Source organism: Pseudomonas sp. RIT-PI-o, assembly GCF_001297215.1.
Classification (GTDB): domain Bacteria; phylum Pseudomonadota; class Gammaproteobacteria; order Pseudomonadales; family Pseudomonadaceae; genus Aquipseudomonas; species Aquipseudomonas moraviensis_A.
Genome location: NZ_LHPA01000005.1, coordinates 228666 through 250257 on the forward strand (window position 1 = coordinate 228666; position 21592 = coordinate 250257).

General features: G+C 60.5%; 17 protein-coding genes. 6 read left to right on the forward strand and 11 right to left on the reverse strand.

What is annotated here, in order from left to right:
• Positions 1-230 precede the first annotated feature (230 nt).
• Positions 231-1442, reverse strand: a complete 1212-nt coding sequence (locus AEQ63_RS01645) for a pyridoxal phosphate-dependent aminotransferase (RefSeq protein WP_042607876.1) — start codon at positions 1440-1442, stop codon at positions 231-233.
• Positions 1443-1666: 224 nt separating this feature from the next.
• Here AEQ63_RS01645 and msrB point away from each other — a divergent pair, with 224 nt between their 5' ends.
• The 3 genes from msrB (at position 1667) to AEQ63_RS01660 (ending at position 3107) form a co-directional block, all read left to right on the forward strand.
• A complete protein-coding gene (gene msrB, locus AEQ63_RS01650) occupies positions 1667-2062 on the forward strand; it encodes a peptide-methionine (R)-S-oxide reductase MsrB (RefSeq protein ID WP_064361591.1) in 396 nt (131 codons plus the stop codon).
• Positions 2063-2166: 104 nt separating this feature from the next.
• Positions 2167-2652: a glutathione peroxidase gene (locus tag AEQ63_RS01655; RefSeq protein ID WP_042607874.1), complete on the forward strand. Its 486-nt coding sequence runs from the start codon at positions 2167-2169 to the stop codon at positions 2650-2652.
• Positions 2649-3107: a MarR family winged helix-turn-helix transcriptional regulator gene (locus AEQ63_RS01660; RefSeq protein ID WP_064361544.1), complete on the forward strand. Its 459-nt coding sequence runs from the start codon at positions 2649-2651 to the stop codon at positions 3105-3107. Before AEQ63_RS01655 ends, AEQ63_RS01660 begins: the two co-directional genes overlap by 4 nt.
• Here the strand turns inward: AEQ63_RS01660 and AEQ63_RS01665 are convergent.
• On the reverse strand, positions 3091-5412 hold the full coding sequence (locus AEQ63_RS01665) for a hybrid sensor histidine kinase/response regulator (protein ID WP_042607872.1): 2322 nt from the start codon (positions 5410-5412) through the stop codon (positions 3091-3093). The two genes, AEQ63_RS01660 and AEQ63_RS01665, sit on opposite strands and share 17 nt — an antisense overlap.
• A gap of 165 nt (positions 5413-5577) precedes the next feature.
• Here AEQ63_RS01665 and AEQ63_RS01670 point away from each other — a divergent pair, with 165 nt between their 5' ends.
• Together AEQ63_RS01670 and AEQ63_RS01675 are read left to right on the forward strand one after the other, a co-directional pair.
• A complete protein-coding gene (locus AEQ63_RS01670) occupies positions 5578-6468 on the forward strand; it encodes an ATP-binding protein (protein WP_041478431.1) in 891 nt (296 codons plus the stop codon).
• Positions 6465-6947 (forward strand): GAF domain-containing protein, encoded by a 483-nt coding sequence (locus AEQ63_RS01675; protein WP_042607871.1) that lies wholly within the window; start codon positions 6465-6467, stop codon positions 6945-6947. Before AEQ63_RS01670 ends, AEQ63_RS01675 begins: the two co-directional genes overlap by 4 nt.
• Here AEQ63_RS01675 and AEQ63_RS01680 read toward each other — a convergent pair whose 3' ends face one another.
• From AEQ63_RS01680 to AEQ63_RS01715, 8 genes are all read right to left on the reverse strand, one after another.
• The gene (locus AEQ63_RS01680; protein ID WP_064361545.1) at positions 6948-9893 is read right to left on the reverse strand and encodes an HD domain-containing phosphohydrolase; all 2946 of its coding nucleotides are present in this window, start codon (positions 9891-9893) and stop codon (positions 6948-6950) included.
• Between the two features lie 48 nt (positions 9894-9941).
• A complete protein-coding gene (locus tag AEQ63_RS01685) occupies positions 9942-13586 on the reverse strand; it encodes a transporter substrate-binding domain-containing protein (RefSeq protein ID WP_064361546.1) in 3645 nt (1214 codons plus the stop codon).
• Between the two features lie 8 nt (positions 13587-13594).
• On the reverse strand, positions 13595-14221 hold the full coding sequence (locus AEQ63_RS01690; protein WP_042607868.1) for a response regulator transcription factor: 627 nt from the start codon (positions 14219-14221) through the stop codon (positions 13595-13597).
• Positions 14222-14607: 386 nt separating this feature from the next.
• Positions 14608-15936, reverse strand: a complete 1329-nt coding sequence (locus AEQ63_RS01695) for a deoxyguanosinetriphosphate triphosphohydrolase (protein ID WP_064361547.1) — start codon at positions 15934-15936, stop codon at positions 14608-14610.
• A 69-nt stretch (positions 15937-16005) separates the two neighbouring features.
• On the reverse strand, positions 16006-17169 hold the full coding sequence (locus AEQ63_RS01700; RefSeq protein WP_042607866.1) for an EAL domain-containing protein: 1164 nt from the start codon (positions 17167-17169) through the stop codon (positions 16006-16008).
• 120 nt (positions 17170-17289) lie between these two features.
• On the reverse strand, positions 17290-17628 hold the full coding sequence (locus AEQ63_RS01705; RefSeq protein WP_042607865.1) for a hypothetical protein: 339 nt from the start codon (positions 17626-17628) through the stop codon (positions 17290-17292).
• The gene (locus AEQ63_RS01710) at positions 17625-18011 is read right to left on the reverse strand and encodes a phage holin family protein (RefSeq protein ID WP_008079909.1); all 387 of its coding nucleotides are present in this window, start codon (positions 18009-18011) and stop codon (positions 17625-17627) included. The genes AEQ63_RS01705 and AEQ63_RS01710 overlap by 4 nt, the downstream gene beginning before the upstream one ends.
• A gap of 2 nt (positions 18012-18013) precedes the next feature.
• Positions 18014-18328 (reverse strand): DUF883 family protein, encoded by a 315-nt coding sequence (locus AEQ63_RS01715; protein WP_016770842.1) that lies wholly within the window; start codon positions 18326-18328, stop codon positions 18014-18016.
• Positions 18329-18621: 293 nt separating this feature from the next.
• On the opposite strand from AEQ63_RS01715, the gene AEQ63_RS01720 reads away from it, so the two are divergent.
• Positions 18622-19830: an ammonium transporter gene (locus AEQ63_RS01720; protein WP_064361548.1), complete on the forward strand. Its 1209-nt coding sequence runs from the start codon at positions 18622-18624 to the stop codon at positions 19828-19830.
• Here the strand turns inward: AEQ63_RS01720 and AEQ63_RS01725 are convergent.
• Complete coding sequence (locus tag AEQ63_RS01725; RefSeq protein WP_064361549.1) at positions 19827-21539, reverse strand: cation:proton antiporter; 1713 nt, start codon at positions 21537-21539, stop codon at positions 19827-19829. The genes AEQ63_RS01720 and AEQ63_RS01725 overlap by 4 nt on opposite strands.
• Positions 21540-21592: the final 53 nt, after the last annotated feature.

The following is a 21592-nucleotide window of genomic DNA, read 5'->3' on the forward strand; positions in this document are numbered from 1 at the left end:
ACCGAGTGACTATTTCAAACTGTGTCCTACAGCGGTTTCCTGAGGAAAAAGAAAATTCCCACTCTCAATTCCGATGCGGATGACACAGCTTCGCGCCCCGCTGCCATTAGGTCGGACACGTCTGCACGCCTCGCATCGCAAGTGTAGAAGGGCTGCAAAGGTGCGGAACAAAGATGTGTTGCTGAATCAGACAGTACGCAACGGCTGATCCATTGCGCACTGCTGGCCTATTACTGGCGGTAGGACTTGAGGAAGTTGCCGATACGGCCGATGGCCATTTCCAGATCATCGACGCGGGGCAGGGTGACCACACGGAAGTGATCCGGCCAAGGCCAGTTGAATGCCGTACCTTGCACCACCAGCAACTTCTCGGAGAGCAGCAGGTCGAGGACAAATTTCTCGTCGTTATGGATCGGGCAGACCTTCGGGTCGATTTTCGGGAATGCGTACAGCGCGCCCATCGGCTTGACGCAACTGACACCGGGAATGTCATTGAGCAGTTCCCAGGTGCGGTTGCGCTGTTCCAGCAGGCGGCCCTGGGGCAGGACCAGATCGTTGATGCTCTGGTAACCGCCCAGCGCGGTCTGGATCGCGTGCTGGCTCGGCACGTTGGCGCACAGACGCATGTTGGCCAGCATGTCGATGCCTTCGATATAGCTCTGTGCGTTGTGTTTCGGCCCTGAGATGGCGATCCAGCCGGAGCGGAAACCGGCCACGCGGTAGGATTTCGACAGGCCGTTGAAGGTCAGGCAGAGCAGGTCCGGCGCCAGCGAAGCGGTGCAGATGTGCACGGCATCGTCATACAGGATCTTGTCGTAGATTTCATCGGAGAACACCACCAGGTTGTGCGCCCGGGCGATTTCCAGCATGCCCAGCAACACTTCCTTCGAGTACACCGCACCGGTCGGGTTGTTCGGGTTGATGATCACCATGGCCTTGGTGTTCGGGGTGATCCTGGCCTTGATGTCGGCCAGGTCCGGGAACCAGTCGGCGCCTTCATCGCACAGGTAATGCACGGCATTCCCGCCGGCGAGGCTGACGGCGGCGGTCCACAGCGGATAGTCCGGCGCTGGCACCAGCACTTCGTCGCCGTTATTGAGCAGCGCCTGCAGCGACATCACGATCAGTTCGGAAACACCGTTGCCCAGGTAGATGTCTTCGATGCCGACGCCCTCGACCTGTTTCTGCTGGTAGTACTGCATCACCGCCTTGCGCGCGCTGAACAGGCCTTTGGAATCGCTGTAGCCTTGCGCGGTCGGCAGGTTGCGGATCACGTCCTGGAGGATTTCGTCCGGCGCTTCGAAACCAAACGGCGCCGGGTTGCCGATGTTCAGCTTGAGGATGCGCTGGCCTTCCTCTTCCAGTCGTTTGGCGTGCTTGAGCACCGGGCCGCGAATGTCGTAGCAGACGTTGGCGAGCTTGTTCGATTTGCTGAACTGCATGGCGATGTGATCCCGAAAATGAACGATCCAGGCGGCAAGTGGACAACCGTACTGGGATTGCTGCGTCTTCGCACAGGCGGAGGTCTGTCGCTTGAGCGCTCAGAATCCGTTTGAATGCGCCCGGTCTGGCTGCCAGACTGGCGCGTGACGAGGCGCAATCATACGTGCCGCCCGATCCGTGGAAAAGGTACAGATCGGGCTTTTTCAGCCGCTGAGGTGTGATGATGGAAAAGTTGCAGAAAACCCTGGAAGAGTGGAAAGCCATGCTCGACCCCGAGCAGTACAACGTCTGCCGTCTGAGTGCCACCGAGCGCCCGTTCTCCGGCAAATACAACGACACCAAAACCGACGGTGTCTACCACTGCATCTGCTGCAATGAACCACTGTTCGACTCCATAACCAAGTTCGATTCTGGTTGCGGCTGGCCGAGCTTCTACGCGCCGATCGGCGAAAGCGCGATGACCGAAATCCGTGATACCAGCCACGGCATGATCCGCACCGAAGTGAAATGCGCGCGCTGCGATGCGCATCTTGGCCATGTGTTCCCGGATGGCCCGCCACCGACTGGCCTGCGGTACTGCATCAACTCGGTGTGCCTGAATCTCGAGCCCCGCGAATAACCGAACCAGGCGACGCGATGTCGCCTGTTTTTCGAATAATTAAATTGCACACAATTCAATTGCTCGTTATGTTCGCCCTTTCCTCACGATTGCGGAGCCATCTCATGAGCGACAACCTGCTGAATATCCCCTGCACCACCATCAAGGGTGAGCAAAAGACCCTCGCCGACTTCGCTGGCAAAGCAGTGCTGGTGGTCAACACGGCGAGCAAGTGTGGCTTCACTCCGCAATACAAAGGCCTCGAAGAGCTCTGGCAGACCTACAAGGACCAGGGGCTGGTGGTGCTGGGCTTTCCCTGCAACCAGTTCGGCAAGCAGGAACCGGGCACTGAGGGCGCCATCAGCGAATTCTGCGAGCTGAATTTCGGCGTCAGCTTCCCGCTGTTCAAGAAGATCGACGTCAATGGCGCCGATGCTCATCCACTGTTCGTGCAGTTGAAGAAACGCGCCCCGGGCGTGCTCGGCTCGCAGGGCATCAAGTGGAACTTCACCAAGTTCCTGATCGGCAAGGACGGCCAGTTGGTAAAGCGTTTCGCCCCGACGACCAAGCCGCAGGATCTGAGCGGCGAGATCGAAGCCTTGCTGAAATGAGCCTGGCGGTTGATTCGCTGAAGCTCGACAGCCAGTTGTGCTTCAAGCTTTACGCAGCCTCGCGGGCAGTGATTCGCGCCTACAAGCCGATGCTTGATCAGTTGGGCCTGACTTACCCGCAGTACCTGGCGATGCTGGTGCTGTGGGAGTGGCAGGACGCTGCACCGGAGCAGCCGACGGTAAAAGCCCTCGGCGAACGTCTGGCGCTGGACTCGGGCACGTTGACGCCGTTGCTCAAGCGGCTGGAGCACATCGATCTGGTCCAGCGTCGGCGCTCGGAGCGCGATGAACGCGAGGTGCATTTGAGCCTGACGCCTGTCGGCGCAGCATTGCGCGAACAGGTCGGGCCGCTGAAAGCGCGCCTGTTATGCGACAGCGGCGTTGATCTCGACCGTCTCGACGACTTGCGCGCCGGCCTCGATCACTTGCTGGGGCAGATCAAAGCGCTGACGTAGTCGGCATCCACTGATCGAGCAACGCCGCGAGTTCTTCGCGGCGAAAGGGTTTGGCCAGATAGTCGCTCATGCCGGCCGCGCGGCAGCGTTCGCGCTCCTCGGACATGGCATTGGCGGTCAGCGCGACGATCGGCAGATTCGGCCAGCGTCCGCTCTGGCGAATCTGCCGACTGGCTTCATAGCCATCCATCACCGGCATGTTGCAGTCCATCAGCACCAGATCGAAATCGGCAAACTCCAGCTGGTCCAGCGCCTCGGCGCCATGGCCCGCCACCACCACATCGCAGCCTAGCTTGCCGAGCATGCCTTTGGCGACCAACTGGTTGACCGGGTTGTCCTCGACCAGCAGCACCTTGCCCCGACGCGTGGACGGCGAGGCATCCGCTTGCGTTTCACTGAGGGTGGCGACATCCGGTTGCAGAATCCGCCGCAGGTGCTGATAGAGCGCGTTGCGCGCCAGCGGCCGGGCTTGCTGCTGCAAGGGGGCGAGGGCGGCGGCTTCTTCGCTGGGCAGGAAACTGCCGTAAGCCGTCACCAGCAGAATCGGTGCGGTGATGTTCGGGCGCAGACCGAACAGGCACTCCGGGCAATCAGTGATCAGTACGTCAGGATTCAGGCCCAGCAGCGAGTCATCGATGGTACGCTGCGTGTATTCCAGCCCCCACACCGGCAACAGGCTTTTCAGCAGCTCTGCCAGACCACTGCTGGCGGCGGTGATCGCCAGGACCTTGCCGCGTAACGGCTCCGGCGCCAGTGCGCGGGTGTGGCTTGGCAGGGGCAGATCGGCGCAGAACTGGCTGCCGAAACCGCTCTCGGAACTGATGGTCAAGCGGCCCTGCATGGCTTCGCACAGGTTATACGTCAGCGCCAGACCCAGCCCGGTGCCGCCGTATTGACGGGTAATGCCAGCGCCAGCCTGAGTGAACGGCTGGAAGATTTTCACCTGAGCTTCCTGGGCGATACCGATGCCGGTATCGCAGACTTCGATGCGCACGCCATGCTTGTGCGCCGACAAACGCACGTCGACCCGACCGAAGCGGGTGAATTTCAGCGCATTGGATAAAAGGTTGCTGACAATCTGCCGCACTCGCGTCGGATCCCCCAGCACCAGGGCCGGGAAGTGCGGCTCGATCAAACAGGTCAGCTCAACGCTCGGCGCAGCATTTTGTGAGAGCAGATTGGCCGTGTCCTCGATCAGCGAGCCGAGATCGAACGGGATGTTTTCCAGCTCCAGTTGCCCGGCGTCGAATTTCGACAGGTCGAGAATATCGTTGAGCAGTTCCACCAGCACCTTGCCCGAGTCGTGGGCAATCGACAATTGTTGCTGCTGCTCGGCGTTCAGCGGGCCGTCGAGCGACAGCGCGATCATCCCCAGCAAGCCGTTGAGCGGCGTGCGGATTTCATGGCTCATGTTGGCCAGAAAGGCCGAACGCGCTTCGGCCATGTCCAGCGCCGTGCGGCGCGCCACTTCGAGTTCTTCGTTGGACTGGCTGAGACGGGCGTTGATCGCCTTGAGCTCGGCGGTGCGCGCCGAGACGATGTCTTCAAGTTGCGCGAGGTATTCGGTCAGGCGGTTTTCCGCTGTACGCCGTTGCTGGATTTCGGTGGCGATGTTCTCGAATTGCTGATTGGCGACTTTCACCAGCACACCGATTTCATCGTTGCCGTGGCCGGCGGGGCACTCGAGCGTGGTCGGCTCGGCGCTGCGTGGATCGCGGCCGCTGAGCTCGCGGATGACTCGCACCAGTGGCTTGGTCAGCATCACGTAGAACAGCGCCAGCAGGATCCCGGTCAGCAGCAGGCTGCGGGCGAAGCCATTGAGCAGGGTGACTTCTGCACGTCGCAGGAAACGGCTGCCGAAGGCATAGGTGTCGACTTCGAGCTTGAGGACGCCGAGGGATTCATTGGGCAAGTGGTCGAGGTACAGGCGGTCTTCGAAATGACGCTTGGCGCCGAACAGGAAGTCGCTGATCAGCCGATAGTTGCTCTGCAGTTCCGGGCGTTTGACGTTGGCCAGCACGGTCTCGTTGTTGTCGATCAGTTGCGCGGCGATGATCGCCGGCGAGCGCAACAGGCCCAGGGTGAGTTCCTGCGCCAGTTCGGCGTCGATGTTGTAGGCGATGCGCGAGGCCGGGTTGTGGCTGATTTCCAGCAGGGCGAGGATTTCCCGGTTGATGGAAGCGTCTTCGCTGGCATAATCGATGCCGATCTGCAGCAGACTGAGCAGGGTGCCCAGAATGAACCCGACCAGCACGGTAAGCCTGGCTTGCTTGTATGACAGCCGGTGGGTGAATTTGATATCCATGAGGTGTTGAACCACTTCCGTTTCCCTTCGCTGCTCAAGCATAGTCGATCATGTATGGATACCGAGGTTCCCGAATCGCCTTGTAACAAGGCTTGGTCGGGCAATTCTATCTGTGCAGGGTCGCTGGATCGTCATCATCACTGTGAAAGTGCCCGAGGAGAAGACGTGGATTCCCGATTGAATGCTTTTCTTGAACGCGCCGAGTCGGTTCTGGCGCGAATCGAACCACTGTTGCCGGCACCGCGTCCTGTCATTGACTGGAATACGTGTCTGGCGGCGCGCTGGCAGCGTGACGGGCGCAGCGGTTATCTGCTGCCGCTGGAAGTCAGCCTCGACATGCGCCTGTCGGACCTGATCGGCGTCGACCGTCAGTTGGAGCAATTGGGCCGCAACACGCAACAGTTTCTCGATGGCATGCCGGCCAACCACGCTTTGCTGTGGGGCTCGCGCGGCACTGGCAAGTCCTCGCTGGTACGGGCGTTGCTGGCCGAGCATGCCGGCGCGGGCCTGCGTCTGATCGAGATCGAGCGCGATCATCTGGCGGACTTGCCACGGGTGGTCGAGCAGGTCGCCAAATTGCCGCAACGTTTCGTGCTGTTCTGTGATGACTTGTCGTTCGAATCCGGCGAAGGCGACTACCGCGTGCTGAAAAGCGTGCTTGACGGTTCGCTCGAGCAGGCCCCCGACAACGTCTTGCTGTACGCCACTTCCAACCGCCGCCACCTGGTGCCGGAAAAGGAAAGCGACAACGAAAACTGGAAGCGCGTCGACGGCGAACTGCACCCCAGCGAAGCGGTGGAAGACAAGATCGCCCTGTCGGACCGCTTCGGTCTGTGGCTGTCGTTCTATCCGTTTACCCAGGAACACTTCCTCAATGTCGTCGAACACTGGATCGGCCAGTTGGCCGCCAAGGCCGGCCTGAGCTGGCAGCGCGACGAAGCACTGGACATTCTCGCCGTGCGCTGGGCCACCGGCCGCGGTAATCGCAACGGACGTTGCGCGTATCAATTCGCCCGCTACTGGGTGGGACTGAAATTGCTGGAGCACAAGGCATGATTGATTTGCAACACAGCGGCCAGGGCCTCGAAGGCTACGGTATGTTGGCTGCCCAACTGGAGTCGCTGCTGGCGGACGAGCGCGATTTCATCGCCAATGCCGCGCAGTTTTCCGCGTTCCTGTTCAATCAGCTCGATGATTTGAACTGGGCCGGTTTCTACCTTAATCGCAACGAAGAACTGGTGCTCGGCCCGTTTCAAGGCCAGATCGCGTGCGTGCGCATTCCGTTCGGGCGTGGTGTGTGTGGCGCGGCGGCTGCCAGTCTGCAGACTCAGCGCGTCGAAGATGTGCATGCCTTCCCCGGCCACATCGCCTGCGACAGCGCGTCCAACAGTGAGTTGGTGGTGCCGTTGGTCAAGGACGGTCGCCTGATTGGCGTGCTTGACCTCGACAGCCCGAAGCTGGCGCGTTTCGGCGCCGCAGACCAGGCCGGGATCGAGCAGCTGGCAGCGATTTTCCTGCGCCTGACCGACTGCTGATCAACCGCTGAGGCCAGCCTTGTGCAACAGGCTGGCCGTGTCCACGCTGTCGATTTGCGCGGGATCGAGAAACCGCGTCGCGTACTGCATGTACACCCCCTCGTTGATGAACAGGCCGAACAGCGGCGCGTCAATGTGCGCTTCGCGGCACATGGTCGCCATGATCCCGAGCGCCTCGCTCAACGATTTGGCTTTCTTGTAAGGGCGATCGGCGGCGGTCAGCGCTTCGAAAATATCGGCAATCGCCATCATCCGCGCCGGCAGGCTCATCTGCTCGCGCTTCAGCCGTTTCGGGTAGCCGGTGCCGTCCATTTTTTCGTGATGGCCGCCAGCGATCTCGGCGATGCTGTCGAGGTGGCCGGGGAAGGGCAGGCGGCTGAGCATCATGATCGTCTGCACCATGTGGTGATTGATGATGTAGCGCTCTTCGCGGGTCAGCGTGCCCCGGGCGATCTTCAGGTTGTAGAGCTCGCCGCGGTTGTACTTGTATGCGGGCACATCGAGTTTGAAACCCCAGGGATTGTCTTCCGGGATCAGTTCGTTCGGGTCGCGTTCGATCAGATGCTCGGGTTTGTCGGCCAGCAGTCTTTCGCTGACGGGCAGCGTGGGCGCAGGCGTTTTCGCCTGGCGGCGGTGTTCTTCCCATGACACACCAAGGCGATCGTCAAGCGTGCGCAGCCAGGGGCGTAGCGCGATCTGGTCAAGGCGTTGCAGATCAGCCTCGGCCATGGCCTCGCCACCGAGATTGCAGCGGGCGACAAAGGCAAAATCGTCGTCCAGCGTCATCAACTCAAGGTCACGCGAGCGGGCCAGCGCAGCGTCGTCTGCACCGTTCGCCAAGGTCTGCCAGTAGTTGATCCAGACATCACGCTTGAGCACTTCGAAACGCGTACGGATTTCGTGGATGCGGTCGTTGATGGTTTCAAGTTTGGTGGCTTTGTCGACCACGTATTCCGGCGTCGTGACCTTGCCGCAATCGTGCAGCCACGCGGCGATGTGCAACGCCTCCCATTCATCCTCACTGGGCTGATAGGCACTGAACGCCGGCGCCTGGCTGGCGGCGGCAGCCTGGGCAAGCATCAGCGTCAGTTCCGGTACTCGCTGGCAGTGGCCGCCGGTGTACGGGCTCTTGGCGTCGATCGCGCTGGCGAGCAGCTGGATGAAAGCATCGAGCAATTGTTTCTGCCGGGCCTGCAGGCGCTGGCTTTCGATGCTCACCGCCGCCGCGCCGGACACCGCCTGCAGAAAGGCGATGCGGTCAGGCCGCAGTTTTTCCAGATCGCTCGGCGCACCGCTGTCATCGACCAGCAGAATCAGCAGGCCGATGGTTTCGTCATGCTGGTTGTGCAGGCGGATACCAATCAGGTGGATGCGTGGCGACTGCATCGCCAGGAGGATTTTCTGCAAGTCGCCGGCCTGATCGAAGCCCAGATGGCTGACGGTATTGTTGGCGCTGGCCAATTGTTCGAACCACGCCGGCCCGCTGTTTTCATGCAGCTCACGGCCCTGAATGTCAAATGCCTCCAGTGCTTGCGGTACGCCATCGATGATCAGCCCATAAGGTTCCATGCGGGCACCGTCGGCTTCACGCAGATAGATCAGGCCGGCCTGAGCCTGGGCGATTTGCACGGTTTCGAAGAGCACTCGTTCAAGCAACGGGGCGAAGCGTGTTTCGGCACACAGGCTGTCGGTGATCCGGAAGAAACTGCCCAGGGTGTCCTTCATCCGCGCCATGGACAGGCTCAATCGGTCGATTTCCAGCACGGCTGAGCGGCGGGTCAGTGGGAAGTTGAAGTCGAAGCTGCGAATGGCATCGGCTTCCTTGACCAATGCATGCAGCGGTTTGACGAGGATCCGCGAAGTCATCCAGCCCAGTGGCAGGCACAGCAGCAAGATCGCCAGGGTGATGAGCGCGCCTTGCCAGCGCAGGCGGAAAGCGTCGGCCAGCAATTCATCTTCCGGCACCAGCAGCGCCAGTTGCAGACCTTTTGGCCCACCTTCCTCAATGCCGGTACGGGCGACGATCCATTGCCGGCCGTTCACCTGCAGGCGCTTGCCAATATCTCCTGCGCTGAAAAGCGCGTTCAGCTCGGGGCTCAGATCGGCCGCTCGGGCCAGCCGCGCCGAGCGATCGTCGACGATCAGGCGATGGCTGTCGGGGTAGGCCACGGCATTGCCGTCGGTGTCGTACAACGCGATTTCTGTAGAGGGCGTGACCCGGTGCCTGCCAAGGGCGGTCGACAGCGAAGCGAGGGTCAGGTCGGCGCCAATCACGGCGTTCTCGCCGCTGCGCCGGGCCAGCGTGGTGCCGACATTGTGAGTGGAGAAAAATACGTAGGGTTCGGTGGTGATCTGCCCGGCCTGTTGCAGGGCGTCGCTGAACCAGTTCCGGTTGCGTGGATCGTAGGCGTCCTGCGGATGATTGCGGCGGCTGATCGGGGTCAGGGCCTGATCAAAGAACAGTGATTGCGAGCGTATGGCGCCTTGGGGATCGTGCTCGATGCTCCACACCTGATACACCGCCGTGTCCGGCGCCTGCAGCTGGGCCTTGAGCGCCGCCGTACGCAGCGCCCGCACCATGAAAAAGTCGCCATTGGCGTAACCCAGATACAGCGAAGCCAGCGCCGGGTTGTCGACCAATGACTGGCTGAAGGGCTTGAGCAAGGGCAGGCGATGCTCAAGATCAGCAGACTGGGCCGCCGGGGTATCTGCCAGCAGGCTCAACAGATGGCGGATCGGCTGGTAAGTCGCCTGCAGGTCATCGCGCACATCCTGCTCGATGCGATCGAACAGTTTCTCGCTGCTCGACAGAATGATCTGCGTGGTCTGGCGGTAATTGAACAGGCCCAGCACTACGCCCGTCAGCAACAAAAGAAAAGTGAACATGACGCTGATGTGCACGTGCAGCGGCAAGCGGCGCTGCTCGGGGCGCAGTGGGCTGGGCATTGCAGGCTCTCCATGAATGTTTAACTCACTGCTCAGCCCCAAGCATAGTTAAGACTCGCTCACTGTGCCTTGGTCGGCCAATGCCAATTGATGTTGCAAGGCTTGCTCCAGTTCGAGCATCGCCTGACTGGTTGCTTGCCATCGGCGGCCAATCTCCAGCGAGGGAAGCGCTTGCTGGCAAGCGTCCTCGAGGGCATCGCAACATTCGATCAGCCGCGATGCCTGGGCGATGCGTGCCGCGCCCTTGATCTTGTGGGCGACTACTGTCAGTCCTTCGCGATCATCGGCAGGCGAAAGAGTGAGCAGTTCCTGGCGGTCGAGGCGGCTGCTTTTGAGCAGCTCCACCAGCAAGCGGCGTGTCTGCGCCGGGTTGCTGCCGGTCAGCAGGCACAAACTCTGCAGGTCGAACACCGATGCGGGAGACGCTGGCGTGATCCCGTCGATCCACTGCCCGAGCAGGGTCAGGCTCAGTGGCTTGAACAGGCAATCGTTCATGCCGGCGAGTTTGCAGCGCTGGACTTCCTCTGGCTGGGCGTTGGCCGTGAAACCCAGCACGGTGCACGGCGGACGACGATTTTGCAGCTCGAACTGGCGGATGGCGCGAGTCAGCTCATATCCGTTCATCACGGGCATGTTGCAGTCGGCAATCACCAGATCGAAATGCTCTGCCTGCCACAGTTCCAGGCCGCTGCGGCCATCTTCGGCGATGCTGAAGCGGTGACCGAGAAACTCGAGCTGCTGGCACATCAGCAAACGGTTGGCGGGATGGTCGTCGACCACAAGGACATGCAGGGGCGTCGTTGCAGGTTTGATCGCCGGCTCGCTTTTCGCTGGGTGTGTCGTTGCCGGACGGATTTGCAGTGGCAGGGACACGCAGACCTGAGTGCCCAGTTCCGGCTGGCTGTTGAGCTGCAGTTGTCCGCCCATCATTTCACACAGGTTGCGACTGATGACCAGCCCCAGCCCGGCGCCGCTTGTGGCCTGGCGACTGCCATTTTGTGCCTGGGCAAACGGTTCGAACAGGCGCTGTTGATCTTCGGCGCTGATCCCGACACCGCTGTCCTGCACGGTCAATTGCATCAGAGCCCGTCCGGTTGCGTCCGATGTCATCAAGTCCAGGGTAATCCGCACGTGGCCGTGGTCGGTGAATTTGATGGCATTGCTGACCAGATTGGACAGCACCTGCTTGAAGCGCAGCGGATCCAGATGCACCTCCACGGCCGGGTCCGGCGGATTGAAGACGACTTGCAGGGCGAGGTTTTTCTGCCGGGCGAGACCGTCGAAGATGCGCGCCACGGATGTCACCGTGTCGACCAGGTTGATCCAGTCCGGACACAGGCTCAGTCGCCCGGATTCGATGCGGGCGATGTCGAGAATATCGCCAATCAGCCCCAACAGATCCTTCGCCGAATGGTACGCCGTGTCGATGGATGCTCGATCCGGATGCTGGGGCTCGATGCGTTTGAGGGTCAGCTCAAGCATGCCGATCACGGCGTTCATCGGTGTACGGATTTCATGGCTCATGGTCGCCAGAAACGTGCTCTTGGCCCGGTTTGCCTCGTCTGCCTGCTCCTTGGCCGCGCGCAGTTCCTCGAACAACTGACGGCGTTCACTGATATCGATCCAGCCGCCGATGATGCCCTGGACGTCGCCGCTGGAGTCGCGGTAGGGAAGGATCCAGTGGTAAATCGTCAGACGGCGGTTGCCGATGTGCAGGGGGCGGTCGAGTATCAGCGCAGTACCTTCGGCGATGACTCTCTGGTAATCGGCGTGGAAGGCCTGGGCCTCGAAAGCATTGCTCACTGTGCCCTGCATGACCCCTTTGCCGAGGATGTCCTCACGCTTGGCGTTGAACGCCTGAAGATAGCTGTCATTGCAACTCTGCAGCAGACCCTGGCGATCCCGCACGTAGATCGGATGCGGCGTGCCGTTGACCAGAGATCGCATGAACTCCAGTTGATCGTTCAACGCGCGCTCGGCGGCGCGGCGCTGTTTGATCTGATGGCGCATGTAGGCGTTCCAGGTCAGTAACAGCAGCAGGATCAGGCCGGCGGCAGCGATGACTTGATAGAACAGGCGCTGATAGTTTTGCCAGATGTTCTGCGATGCGGTGGAGTAACCACGCCAGCGACCGTTGATCACACCGAGTTCTTCCGGAGCGATGCTCAGCAGTGCCTTGTTGATGATCGAGGCGAGCTCGCTGTTGTCACGGGCGGTAGCCAGTGAAAACGCGGCCTGACCGGTACCGATGGTGGTGGTGATCTGCAATGGCCGGGCAAAGATGCGCGATGAAATGAAGTAGTTGGCGATCACCAGTGAGTTCACGGCGCCGTCGACATGGTTTTCAGCCAGCATCGACACCGCGCTGAAACTGTCGGGCGTTTCGATCACTTCAATGCCCGGGAAGTCTTCCCGCAAGTAATCGACCAGTGGATTGCCTTGGGCGATCGCCAGCCGCTTGCCTTTGAGTTGTGCCAGGTTGGTCGGGCCGTCGGCGCTTTTGCGGGTCAGCAGCACGTAGGAATTCTCAAGGTAGGGCCGGCTGAAGCTCAGGGTTTTTTCGCGTTCGGCACTTGGCAGCAGCGCGGCGATCAGATCGGCTTTGTGGTTGTCGATCTGTCTGATCATTTCCGCATCGTTGCGACTGCGCTGAATTTCGAAACGCAGGCCGGTGCGCAAGCGAATGAGTTCGAGCAGATCGGCGCTGATGCCCCGAAAGTTGCCGGCGCTGTCGAAGAAGGTCAACGGTGCGAACGCTTCATTGACCACTACGCTGACTACGGGATGCTGCTTGAGCCAGCTCTCCTCGCGATGGGTCAACTGCAGTTTTCGGTCGGTGAGCAGCAAGTCGCTGCCAGCGCTCCAGCGTTTGCCGATTTCGTCGCGCTGGCTGCCCGGAATGGCATCTAGCACCGTGTCGACAATGGCCAGCAGTTGCGGATTGCTGCGCCTTACGGCGAAGCTGAACCCTTGCGCTTCCTGCTTGCCGAAGTTGGCCATGCGGACATTGTTCAGATAACCCTTGTTGATCATGTAGTGGGTGGAAAGGGTATCGCCTAGAAACACATCGGCCTGGTCGAACGCCACGGCGTTGATTGCATTCTGGTAGGACGGATAACAGGTAATGAGCGCCTTGGGATACAGCGCTCTGATCTCGGGCAGTGGCAAGTAGTGATAAACCATGCTCAGGCGCAGCCCGGCCAGACCCTCGGTCAGAGAGCGGGTTTCATCCTCGCGGGTCACCAGTACTGGCTGATCGACCGCGTAAGGTCTGGAGAACGCGAGATTGGCGTTGCCCGCTTCGTAGCCGTTGGCTGTGCCGAGCAGGTCGATCTGGCCGTCGACCAGGGCGCGAATGGCAGCGTCGCGGGAGGGGAAACGTTGCACCCTGATCGGTAAGCCGGTGGCCTGGCCGAGGATGCCCGCGTAGTCGGCGGTGAGTCCTTCGTAGTCCTTGCCGCTCACGGTCATGTCGAATGGCGGGTAGTCAGGTGCAGAGGTTCCCAGCACCAGTTCGCTGCGAGTCTGCAGCCATTGCCGCTGAGCAGGCTGCAAGACAACCTGGACGGCTTCGCTGGCCGAGCGACTGAGCAAGGCGTAGTCCGGTGAGACGCCTGGCATGGCAGATGCGTTGGCGCTCAGGCACAGACCTGCGCTCCAGGCGATTAGATAGTCCTTTAAACGGCTGGGCATGTAGGGTCTCACACAAGAGCGTTGCGTTTGGCCATCTCGATAAGTTCTACAAGGGATCTGGCCTTGAGTTTTTGCATCAGGCGTTTTTTATACGTGCTCACCGTCTTGTTACTTAGGAACATGCCCTTGGCAATTTCTTTATTGGTACGGCCCTGGGCAAATAACTGCAATACCATCAATTCGCGATCATTGACGGATTTGAATAATTCAAGTTCGACATAACGGATATCGTCACAGCGAACCGGATTAAGTGCCTGGCTGGGGAAGTAGTTATAACCGGAGAGTACCGCTTTGATTGCGCTGACCAGTTCGCTCAGATCTTCCTGTTTACAGACATAACCGGAGGCACCGGACTGCATGCAGCGAATCCCGAACAGCGTTGGACATTGCGCGGTCAGAATGAGGATTTTGAAATTCGAACCCATGGTGTTGAAGCGGGCCAGCACTTCGAGGCCGTCCAGCTTGGGAATGCTGACATCCAGGATGACCAGGTCAGGCATGCATTCGCGGACCATTTGCATGGCATCGACACCGTTATCGGATTCACCGACGACCTTATAGCCTTCATGTTCCAGCAGCATTCGGACGGCGAGACGGATAACCGGATGGTCGTCCACAATAAAAACGGAGTTCATAAATAGAGTCCCATGCAAGCATGAATAAAGCGCGCACCTTAGCTCAGATGCGTGAGCACTCGCATGGACTGGCAGTGTCGTGACTACCTTATAGGATTAGTCCTACGCGTAATAAGGAAAGGGACTACGTTAAAATTAGGTTTGACGTAAGGAAGTGCGGGGTTGGCAGGACTTCACTGTTGGCTTGTCAGAGTTTGCAAGTGTTGGGCTTTGATAATTTTGCAAGTGTTTAAATATGGGTTTAACAGTGCGCCGTCATGGTGTTTATCTTTTCCGCTATCAGCTCACGCGCTGCCCTGGCCAGCACGGCGTTTTCCGAATGATCGCGGGGGGCAGCTGGTTGTATCCAGTCGGTCATGGTGCCCGCCCGACTGGATGCAGCAGACTCAGTGGCTGGAGCGGCCGGTCATTTCCAGTGCCATGTCGCTGGCATAGCTGTCGGTCATGCCGGCGATGAAATCGATCATGCGCAGAAACGAGCTGTGCAACGACCCCCGCGGGTCCGGGGCGTTATTACCGAGCAGATCGAGGATGCGCCGACTCTTGAACGACGGCGTGCGGCCGTTGTGTTGCTCCAGCGCGGCGCCGCAGAACGAATTGAGCAGGATTTCCAGCGTCGTATACGCGCCGATTTCGTGCAAGGTCTTGCGCTTGTCCTGAAAGATTTTCTTGCGGGCAATGTCCTTGGCGTTCAACACGCAGCGTTTCGCCGGCCCGTGCATGTGTTCGACCAGATCGCCGGGCAGCGTGCCCGCAAGCAGGGCTTCCTGTTGTTCGACAAAGGCCCGCGCCGCTGCGTTGGTCAAGTGCTCGATGGCCTTGCCGCGCAGGATCGCCAGCTTGCGCCGCCGGGAATCCTGCGGGCCGAGCTGGCGATAGGTTTCCGGCAGGTCGTCACCGACCAGTCCGAGCAGCAGCGATTCGACTTCGGCGTATTCCAGGAGCTCCATCTCCAGACCGTCTTCGAGATCGATCAGCGCATAGCAGATGTCGTCGGCTGCCTCCATCAGATACACCAATGGATGGCGTGCCCAGCGCTGGTCTTCCAGTTGTGGCAGGCCGAGCTTGTGAGCGATCTGTTCGAGCAGCGGCAGTTCGCTCTGGTAGCAGCCGAACTTGTGTTTCTTGTAGCCAAGGGAGTCAGCGTGGCGCGCGGTCCACGGGTACTTCAGATAGGTGCCCAGCGTCGCGTAGGTCAGGCGGGTGCCGCCATCGAACTGGTGATATTCCAACTGTGTCAGCACGCGAAAGCCTTGAGCGTTGCCCTCGAAATTGAGGAAGTCACCGCGCTCGGCTTCGCTCATGCCATCGAGCCAGCCGCGCCCGGCGGCTTGTTGAAACCAGTGGCGAATGGCGTCTTCGCCGGAATGGCCGAACGGCGGGTTACCGATGTCGTGAGCCAGGCAGGCCGACTGCACCACCATGCCGAGGTCGGCGGGGTCGCACCATTCCGGCAGCGCGCTGCGCAGGGTTTCGCCGACGCGCATGCCCAGCGACCGGCCGACGCAACTGACTTCCAGCGAGTGGGTCAGGCGCGTGTGAATGTGATCGTTGCTGGTGACCGGGTGCACTTGGGTCTTGCGCCCGAGGCGGCGGAAGGCACCGGAGAAAATGATGCGGTCATGGTCTTTGTGAAAAGGGCTGCGGCCAAGTTCTTGCGGGCTGTGCAGCGGCTTGCCGAGGCGTTCGCGGTTGAGCAGGGTAGGCCAATCCAAGGCTGATTCTCTCCGTCTGGTGACTGATCGCCCTAGCTTCCCGGTTCGGCCCCGTGCCTGCAAGCAGAACTACAGGCCTGCCGCATCGATATCGATCAACAGCAAGCGTTCACCGTTATCGAAGAACTGCCCGGCGGTCAGGCAATACTGGTTGCTGGTGGCATCGCGATAAGTACTCGACAGGGTCAGGCGGCGTTCTTCCCAGCCTTCGGCGAGCAGATGATAGAAGTAGGGTCGCCACGACCAGTTGTGCCCCAGGTAGCGATCATCGGCGAACCAGCCGTCGTGTCGCCATTCCAGGTTGGGCGTCAGTTGCGTGCCGTGACGATCACATTGATAAAAGCGCAGCAGCCAGGGAAACGCCTGCAGCTTTGGCAGTGCGCTGAGCGGAGCGCGGGCCTGCGCCCATTGCTGCAGAATCGCCATCAACTCACTGAGCTGCTGGCGCATCTGCATCAGGCGTCCGCGCTCGCTGAGTTTCTGCTTCACATAGCGCTGGCGCAGTTGAGCGAAGTGCGCGACGAAAGCGTCCGTAGCGAAGAAATCTTCCTGCGCACGGGCGAAGAGAAAACCCTGCACGTAGCGCGAGCCGCATTCCAGAGCGAAATTGAGCTGCGCTTCGGTTTCGACACCTTCAGCGATGATCCAGCAGCCGGTTTTCTCGGCCATTTGCGCGAGTGCTTTGACCACATCGCTGCTCGGGCCACCAAGGGCCGCTGCCTGGAACAGGCGCATGTCGAGCTTGAGAATGTCCGGTTGCAGGGCCAGCACCCGATCCAGCTGCGAATAGCCAGCGCCGAAATCATCGATGGCGATTCTCGCGCCTGCGTCGCGGTAGCGTCCGACCACCTGTGACAAACGTTCGCTGTTGCCACCCAGCTCGGTGATTTCGAACACGATGCGCTGCGGATCAACCTTGTTCCGGGCCAACTGCTTGAGACTGGGCAAGGCCTGATCCGCACGCAGGCGACTGATCCAGCGCGGCGACATGTTGAGGCTGAGAAACCATTCTGGCGGTGCCTCATGCAGGCGGCTCAAGGCATGATCACGGATCTGCCGGTCGAGACGACGAAGGGCGGTGGCCGGGGTGCGCGGATCGGCGAATAACGGCCCGACCGAGGTCAACTGACCATCGCCGTGACGCAAGCGGCCGAGTGCTTCGACGCCTGCAATGCGTCCGGTGGCGGTGTCAATGAAAGGCTGAAAGCAGGCGAGCGGTTGCCCGTCGATCACGGCAAGTCCTTAATCTTATTGTTTGTTGGCCGCGTTTGCCGGATAGGCACGCGGGATTGAATCCCCCGATAAGGAGATTCACCCCGGCGCTATTGCAAGATTGTAGCCAGAGACACCGACTCAGCGTTTGCCCGAGCTGTGCATGACCAGTTTGATCAGCGGTCCGAGTGTGGTGCCGAGACGCAAAAGTCGGGTCAGACCGCCACCGCCGCTGCGTTTCGAGCCTTTGCCGGTGAGGAAACCCAGCAGCGTTACCGCCGCCACGCCCCACAACGGCGCATGCTTGATGCCGAAACCGTCCTGCACGTTCTGCTTCATGCCACGCATGCGCTGCAAGGGTTGCAGCACTTGCGCGGTTTCGTGGCGGATTTCCTGACGGTGCATTTCCATGCGCAGGCGGATCAGGGCCTTGCGCATTTCCCGGCGCGAGCTGTTGTGCGGAAGTTCAGGCAGGCTCATGGCAGCAGGCGCTCCCGGTCGTTGGCGAGCTCTTCGAGCGTGCCGTGGAAAGGCGAGGACTCGTCGAAAATCGCCGCTTTGAGGCGCAGGCCGCAGAAGATCGACGCCAGCGTGTAGAACACGCACAGGCCGATTATCGCCGCCAGACGGTAGGTGTCCCAGAAGATGATCATCACCAGCGTCGACAGGCCCACCAGCAACAGCAGGGCAAACACCAGCGCCAGACCGGCAAACAGCAGCAGGCTGACGGTGCGTGATTTCTGCTCCTGCAATTCGATGCCGAACAACTCGACATGACTGTGCAGCAGGCCCAGAACGGCGGCGCCGAGACGACGCGTGGAGGAGGCGGTGCCCGCAGTCGGGCCGGATTCACCGATCGACATGATCAGCGCCGAGTAGCCAGCAGGCCAATCAGGAAACCGACGCCGGCAGCGATGCCCACCGATTGCCATGGGTTGGCGGACACATAGTCTTCAGTAGCGGTGACCGCCGCCTGACCGCGTTCGCGCAGAGTGTCTTCAGTCACTTTCAGGGTCTCGCGGGCGCGCAGCAGGCTGTCATGAATCTGGGCGCGCAGCTCATCGGCCTGATCGCCAGCGAGGGTCTTGGTGTGCTCGAGCAAGCGTTCGGTGTCGGCAACCAGAGTCTGGAAGTCGTTCATCAGGATTTCTTGAGCAGTCTTTGCCTTGATGCTGGCCATTGGTGGATCTCCGTAGGTGGCTTTGAAGCGTTCGAGTATGAGCCTTGCGTGAAGGTTCAGTGCAAATGCCTGGTACAACTTTTGCTGTGTCGTGGTGCGTCGCTTGGTATCCGTGCGCTGTTGCCGGGCGAAAAAATCCAATTCATCTGCTTGCGGTTCGTGATCGGACATCAACAGTGCGCCAAATCAGTTCATCCCATTTGTGGATGGATGACTGACGGGGCGCAACTTGGTGCATGAAATGTCCCCATGAACCGCTTTGGTGCCTTTTTAGCCTTCAGGTCTGCCTCCTCATGGAAAATCTGCAAAGTGCTGTGGACACGCTGGTTCACAGTTCCAACACGTTGTTCATTCTGATCGGTGCGGTGATGGTACTGGCGATGCACGCCGGTTTCGCCTTTCTGGAGGTTGGCACGGTCCGGCAGAAGAATCAGGTCAACGCACTGTCGAAAATCCTCAGCGATTTCGCCGTCTCGACCCTGGCCTATTTCTTTATAGGCTATTGGATCTCCTATGGCGTGACCTTCATGCAACCCGCCGCGGTGCTCAGCGCCGACCATGGCTATGGACTGGTGAAGTTTTTCTTTCTGCTGACCTTCGCTGCCGCGATCCCGGCGATCATTTCCGGCGGTATTGCCGAGCGCGCGCGTTTCGTCCCGCAGCTGTGCGCGACGGCGCTGATCGTGGCCTTCATCTATCCGTTTTTCGAGGGCCTGGTCTGGAACGGCAACTTCGGCCTGCAAGGCTGGCTGGCGGCGAAGTTTGGCGCCGCATTCCACGACTTCGCCGGCTCGGTGGTGGTGCACGCCATGGGCGGTTGGCTGGCGTTGGCCGCCGTGTTGTTGCTCGGGCCGCGCAATGGTCGTTATCGCGATGGTCGGCTGGTCGCATTTGCGCCATCGAGCATCCCGTTTCTGGCACTGGGCTCGTGGATCCTGATTGTCGGCTGGTTCGGCTTCAACGTGATGAGCGCGCAGACGCTGCAAGGTGTCAGTGGCCTGGTCGCCGTCAACTCGCTGATGGCCATGGTCGGCGGCACCGTCGCGGCGTTGATCGTCGGGCGCAATGACCCGGGCTTTCTGCACAACGGCCCGTTGGCCGGTCTGGTGGCGATCTGTGCCGGATCCGACCTGATGCACCCGGTCGGCGCACTGGTGACGGGGGCAATTGCCGGAGCCTTGTTTGTCTGGTGCTTTACCGCTGCTCAAGTCAAATGGCGCATCGACGACGTCCTCGGCGTATGGCCGCTGCACGGCGTGTGTGGCGTGTGGGGCGCAATTGCCTGCGGCATTTTCGGCCAGACTGCGCTGGGAGGTCTGGGCGGGGTGAGTCTGATCAGCCAGGTGATCGGCACCGTGCTCGGCGTCGTGGTGGCGCTGGTCGGCGGCTTTGTAGTTTACGGCGCGATCAAGGCTCTGCATGGACTGCGCCTGAGTCAGGAACAAGAGTATTACGGCGCCGACCTGTCGCTGCACAAGATCGGCGCGGTGAGTCAGGACTAGATTTCCTCATCATTGGCTCCGGGGTAGAAACCATGGAGGAGGCGATAGCGATCGATGCGCACCTGATCGACTTTCTCCTGCACCTGATGCGCTGGCAGGCCAAGCATGATCAGTGCGTGTGAAGCGAGCATCAGGCTCGACTCCAGAAGCTCCGGCACCACCTCCGTGGCGCCGGCGGCTCTGAGCTCGGCCGATTGGCTGTCGTCACGGGTGCGCACCAGGATCGGCACCTGTGGGTTGAGTCGGCGCGCTTCGCGGAGGATGCGCAACGCCACATCACTTTGATCCACGGCAATCACCAGCAGCCTCGCGCGTAGCAGGCCGACGGCAGTAAGCAGGTCGCCACGCGCCGAGTCGCCGTAATGCACGTCGCTTTCCCCGCTAGCGGCTTCCTGTACCCGTACCGGGTCGTTGTCCAGCGCGACATAGGCTTGCCCGGCATTGCCCATGAAGCGTCCGATGGACTGGCCAACGCGACCGTAGCCGCAGATCACCACATGTTGGTGGAGATCGGCGTTGAGCGCGCTGATCTGTTCGATCTGCGCTTCCTGATTGGGCTTGCGGTGCAGCACGGCGGCAAGGCGCGGCGCTGCGCGCAAAAGCAGCGGCGTGAGCAGCATCGAACAGAACGTCGCTGCGAGCAGCAGGGCACCCGGTTCGGTCGGCAGCAAACTGTTCTGTTGCATCTGCGCCATCAAGGCAAAACAGAATTCGCCGCCCTGGGCCAGCGCCAGACCGCTGCGCCACGCGGTTTCGCTGTCGCTGCCACGCCACTTCACCAGCAGCGCAACCACGATGCCCTTGACCAACATCAGTCCCAGCGTCAGGCCGATGATCAACAGGCTGTGACTGACGAACAATTGCAGGTCGATCAGCATGCCGATGCTGACGAAGAACACGCCGAGCAGGATGTCGCGAAAAGGCCGGATGTCGGCTTCGATCTGGTGCCGATAATGGCTCTCCCCGAGCAACATGCCGGCCAGAAAGGCGCCGAGGGCTGGCGACAGGCCCAACAAGTGCGTGAGCCATGCGGTGAGCAGCACGATCACCAGTGCCAGCAGGACGAACAGCTCCGCCGAGCGTGACGCCGCCACTTCATGAAACAGCCTTGGCAGCAACCAGCGACTGGCGAGCAGCAGGCAGAAGAACAGCACCACGGTTTTGCCCAGGGTCAACGGCAAGGCCCAGTACCAGGGCTGCTCGCTGGTCCCGGCGAACACGGGCACCAGTGTCAGCAGCAGCACTGCGACGACGTCCTGAAACAACAGCACGCCGACCGCGTTCTGGCCGTGGCTGCTGAATACTTCACCGAGACTGCCCAGCTCCTTGGTCACAATCGCCGTGGATGACAGCGATAGACCGGCACCAAGCAACAGCGCTGGCATCATCGGCATGCCCAGCCCCATCAACAGTGTGCCGAGCAAGGCTGTGCTGATGAGCACCTGCTGACTGCCGAGGCGAAACACCACCTGACGCAGCGCAATCATCTTCGACAGGGAAAACTCCAGGCCCAGCGAGAACAGCAGGAACACTACGCCCAACTCAGCGACATCCGGCAGATGTTCGCTCTCGTTGACCCAGTCGAACGCGTTCGGCCCGACCATTAATCCCACGCACAGGTAGCCCAGCACCGGTGGCAGTCGCAGGCGCCGGAACAGGGCAATCACCACCAGGGACGAGGCGAGAATGATCAACAGATTTGCAAACACGGGACACTCCGCTGTCAGGGCGTTGGCCTCTGAAGCGTAGAGGCAAAAAGTCC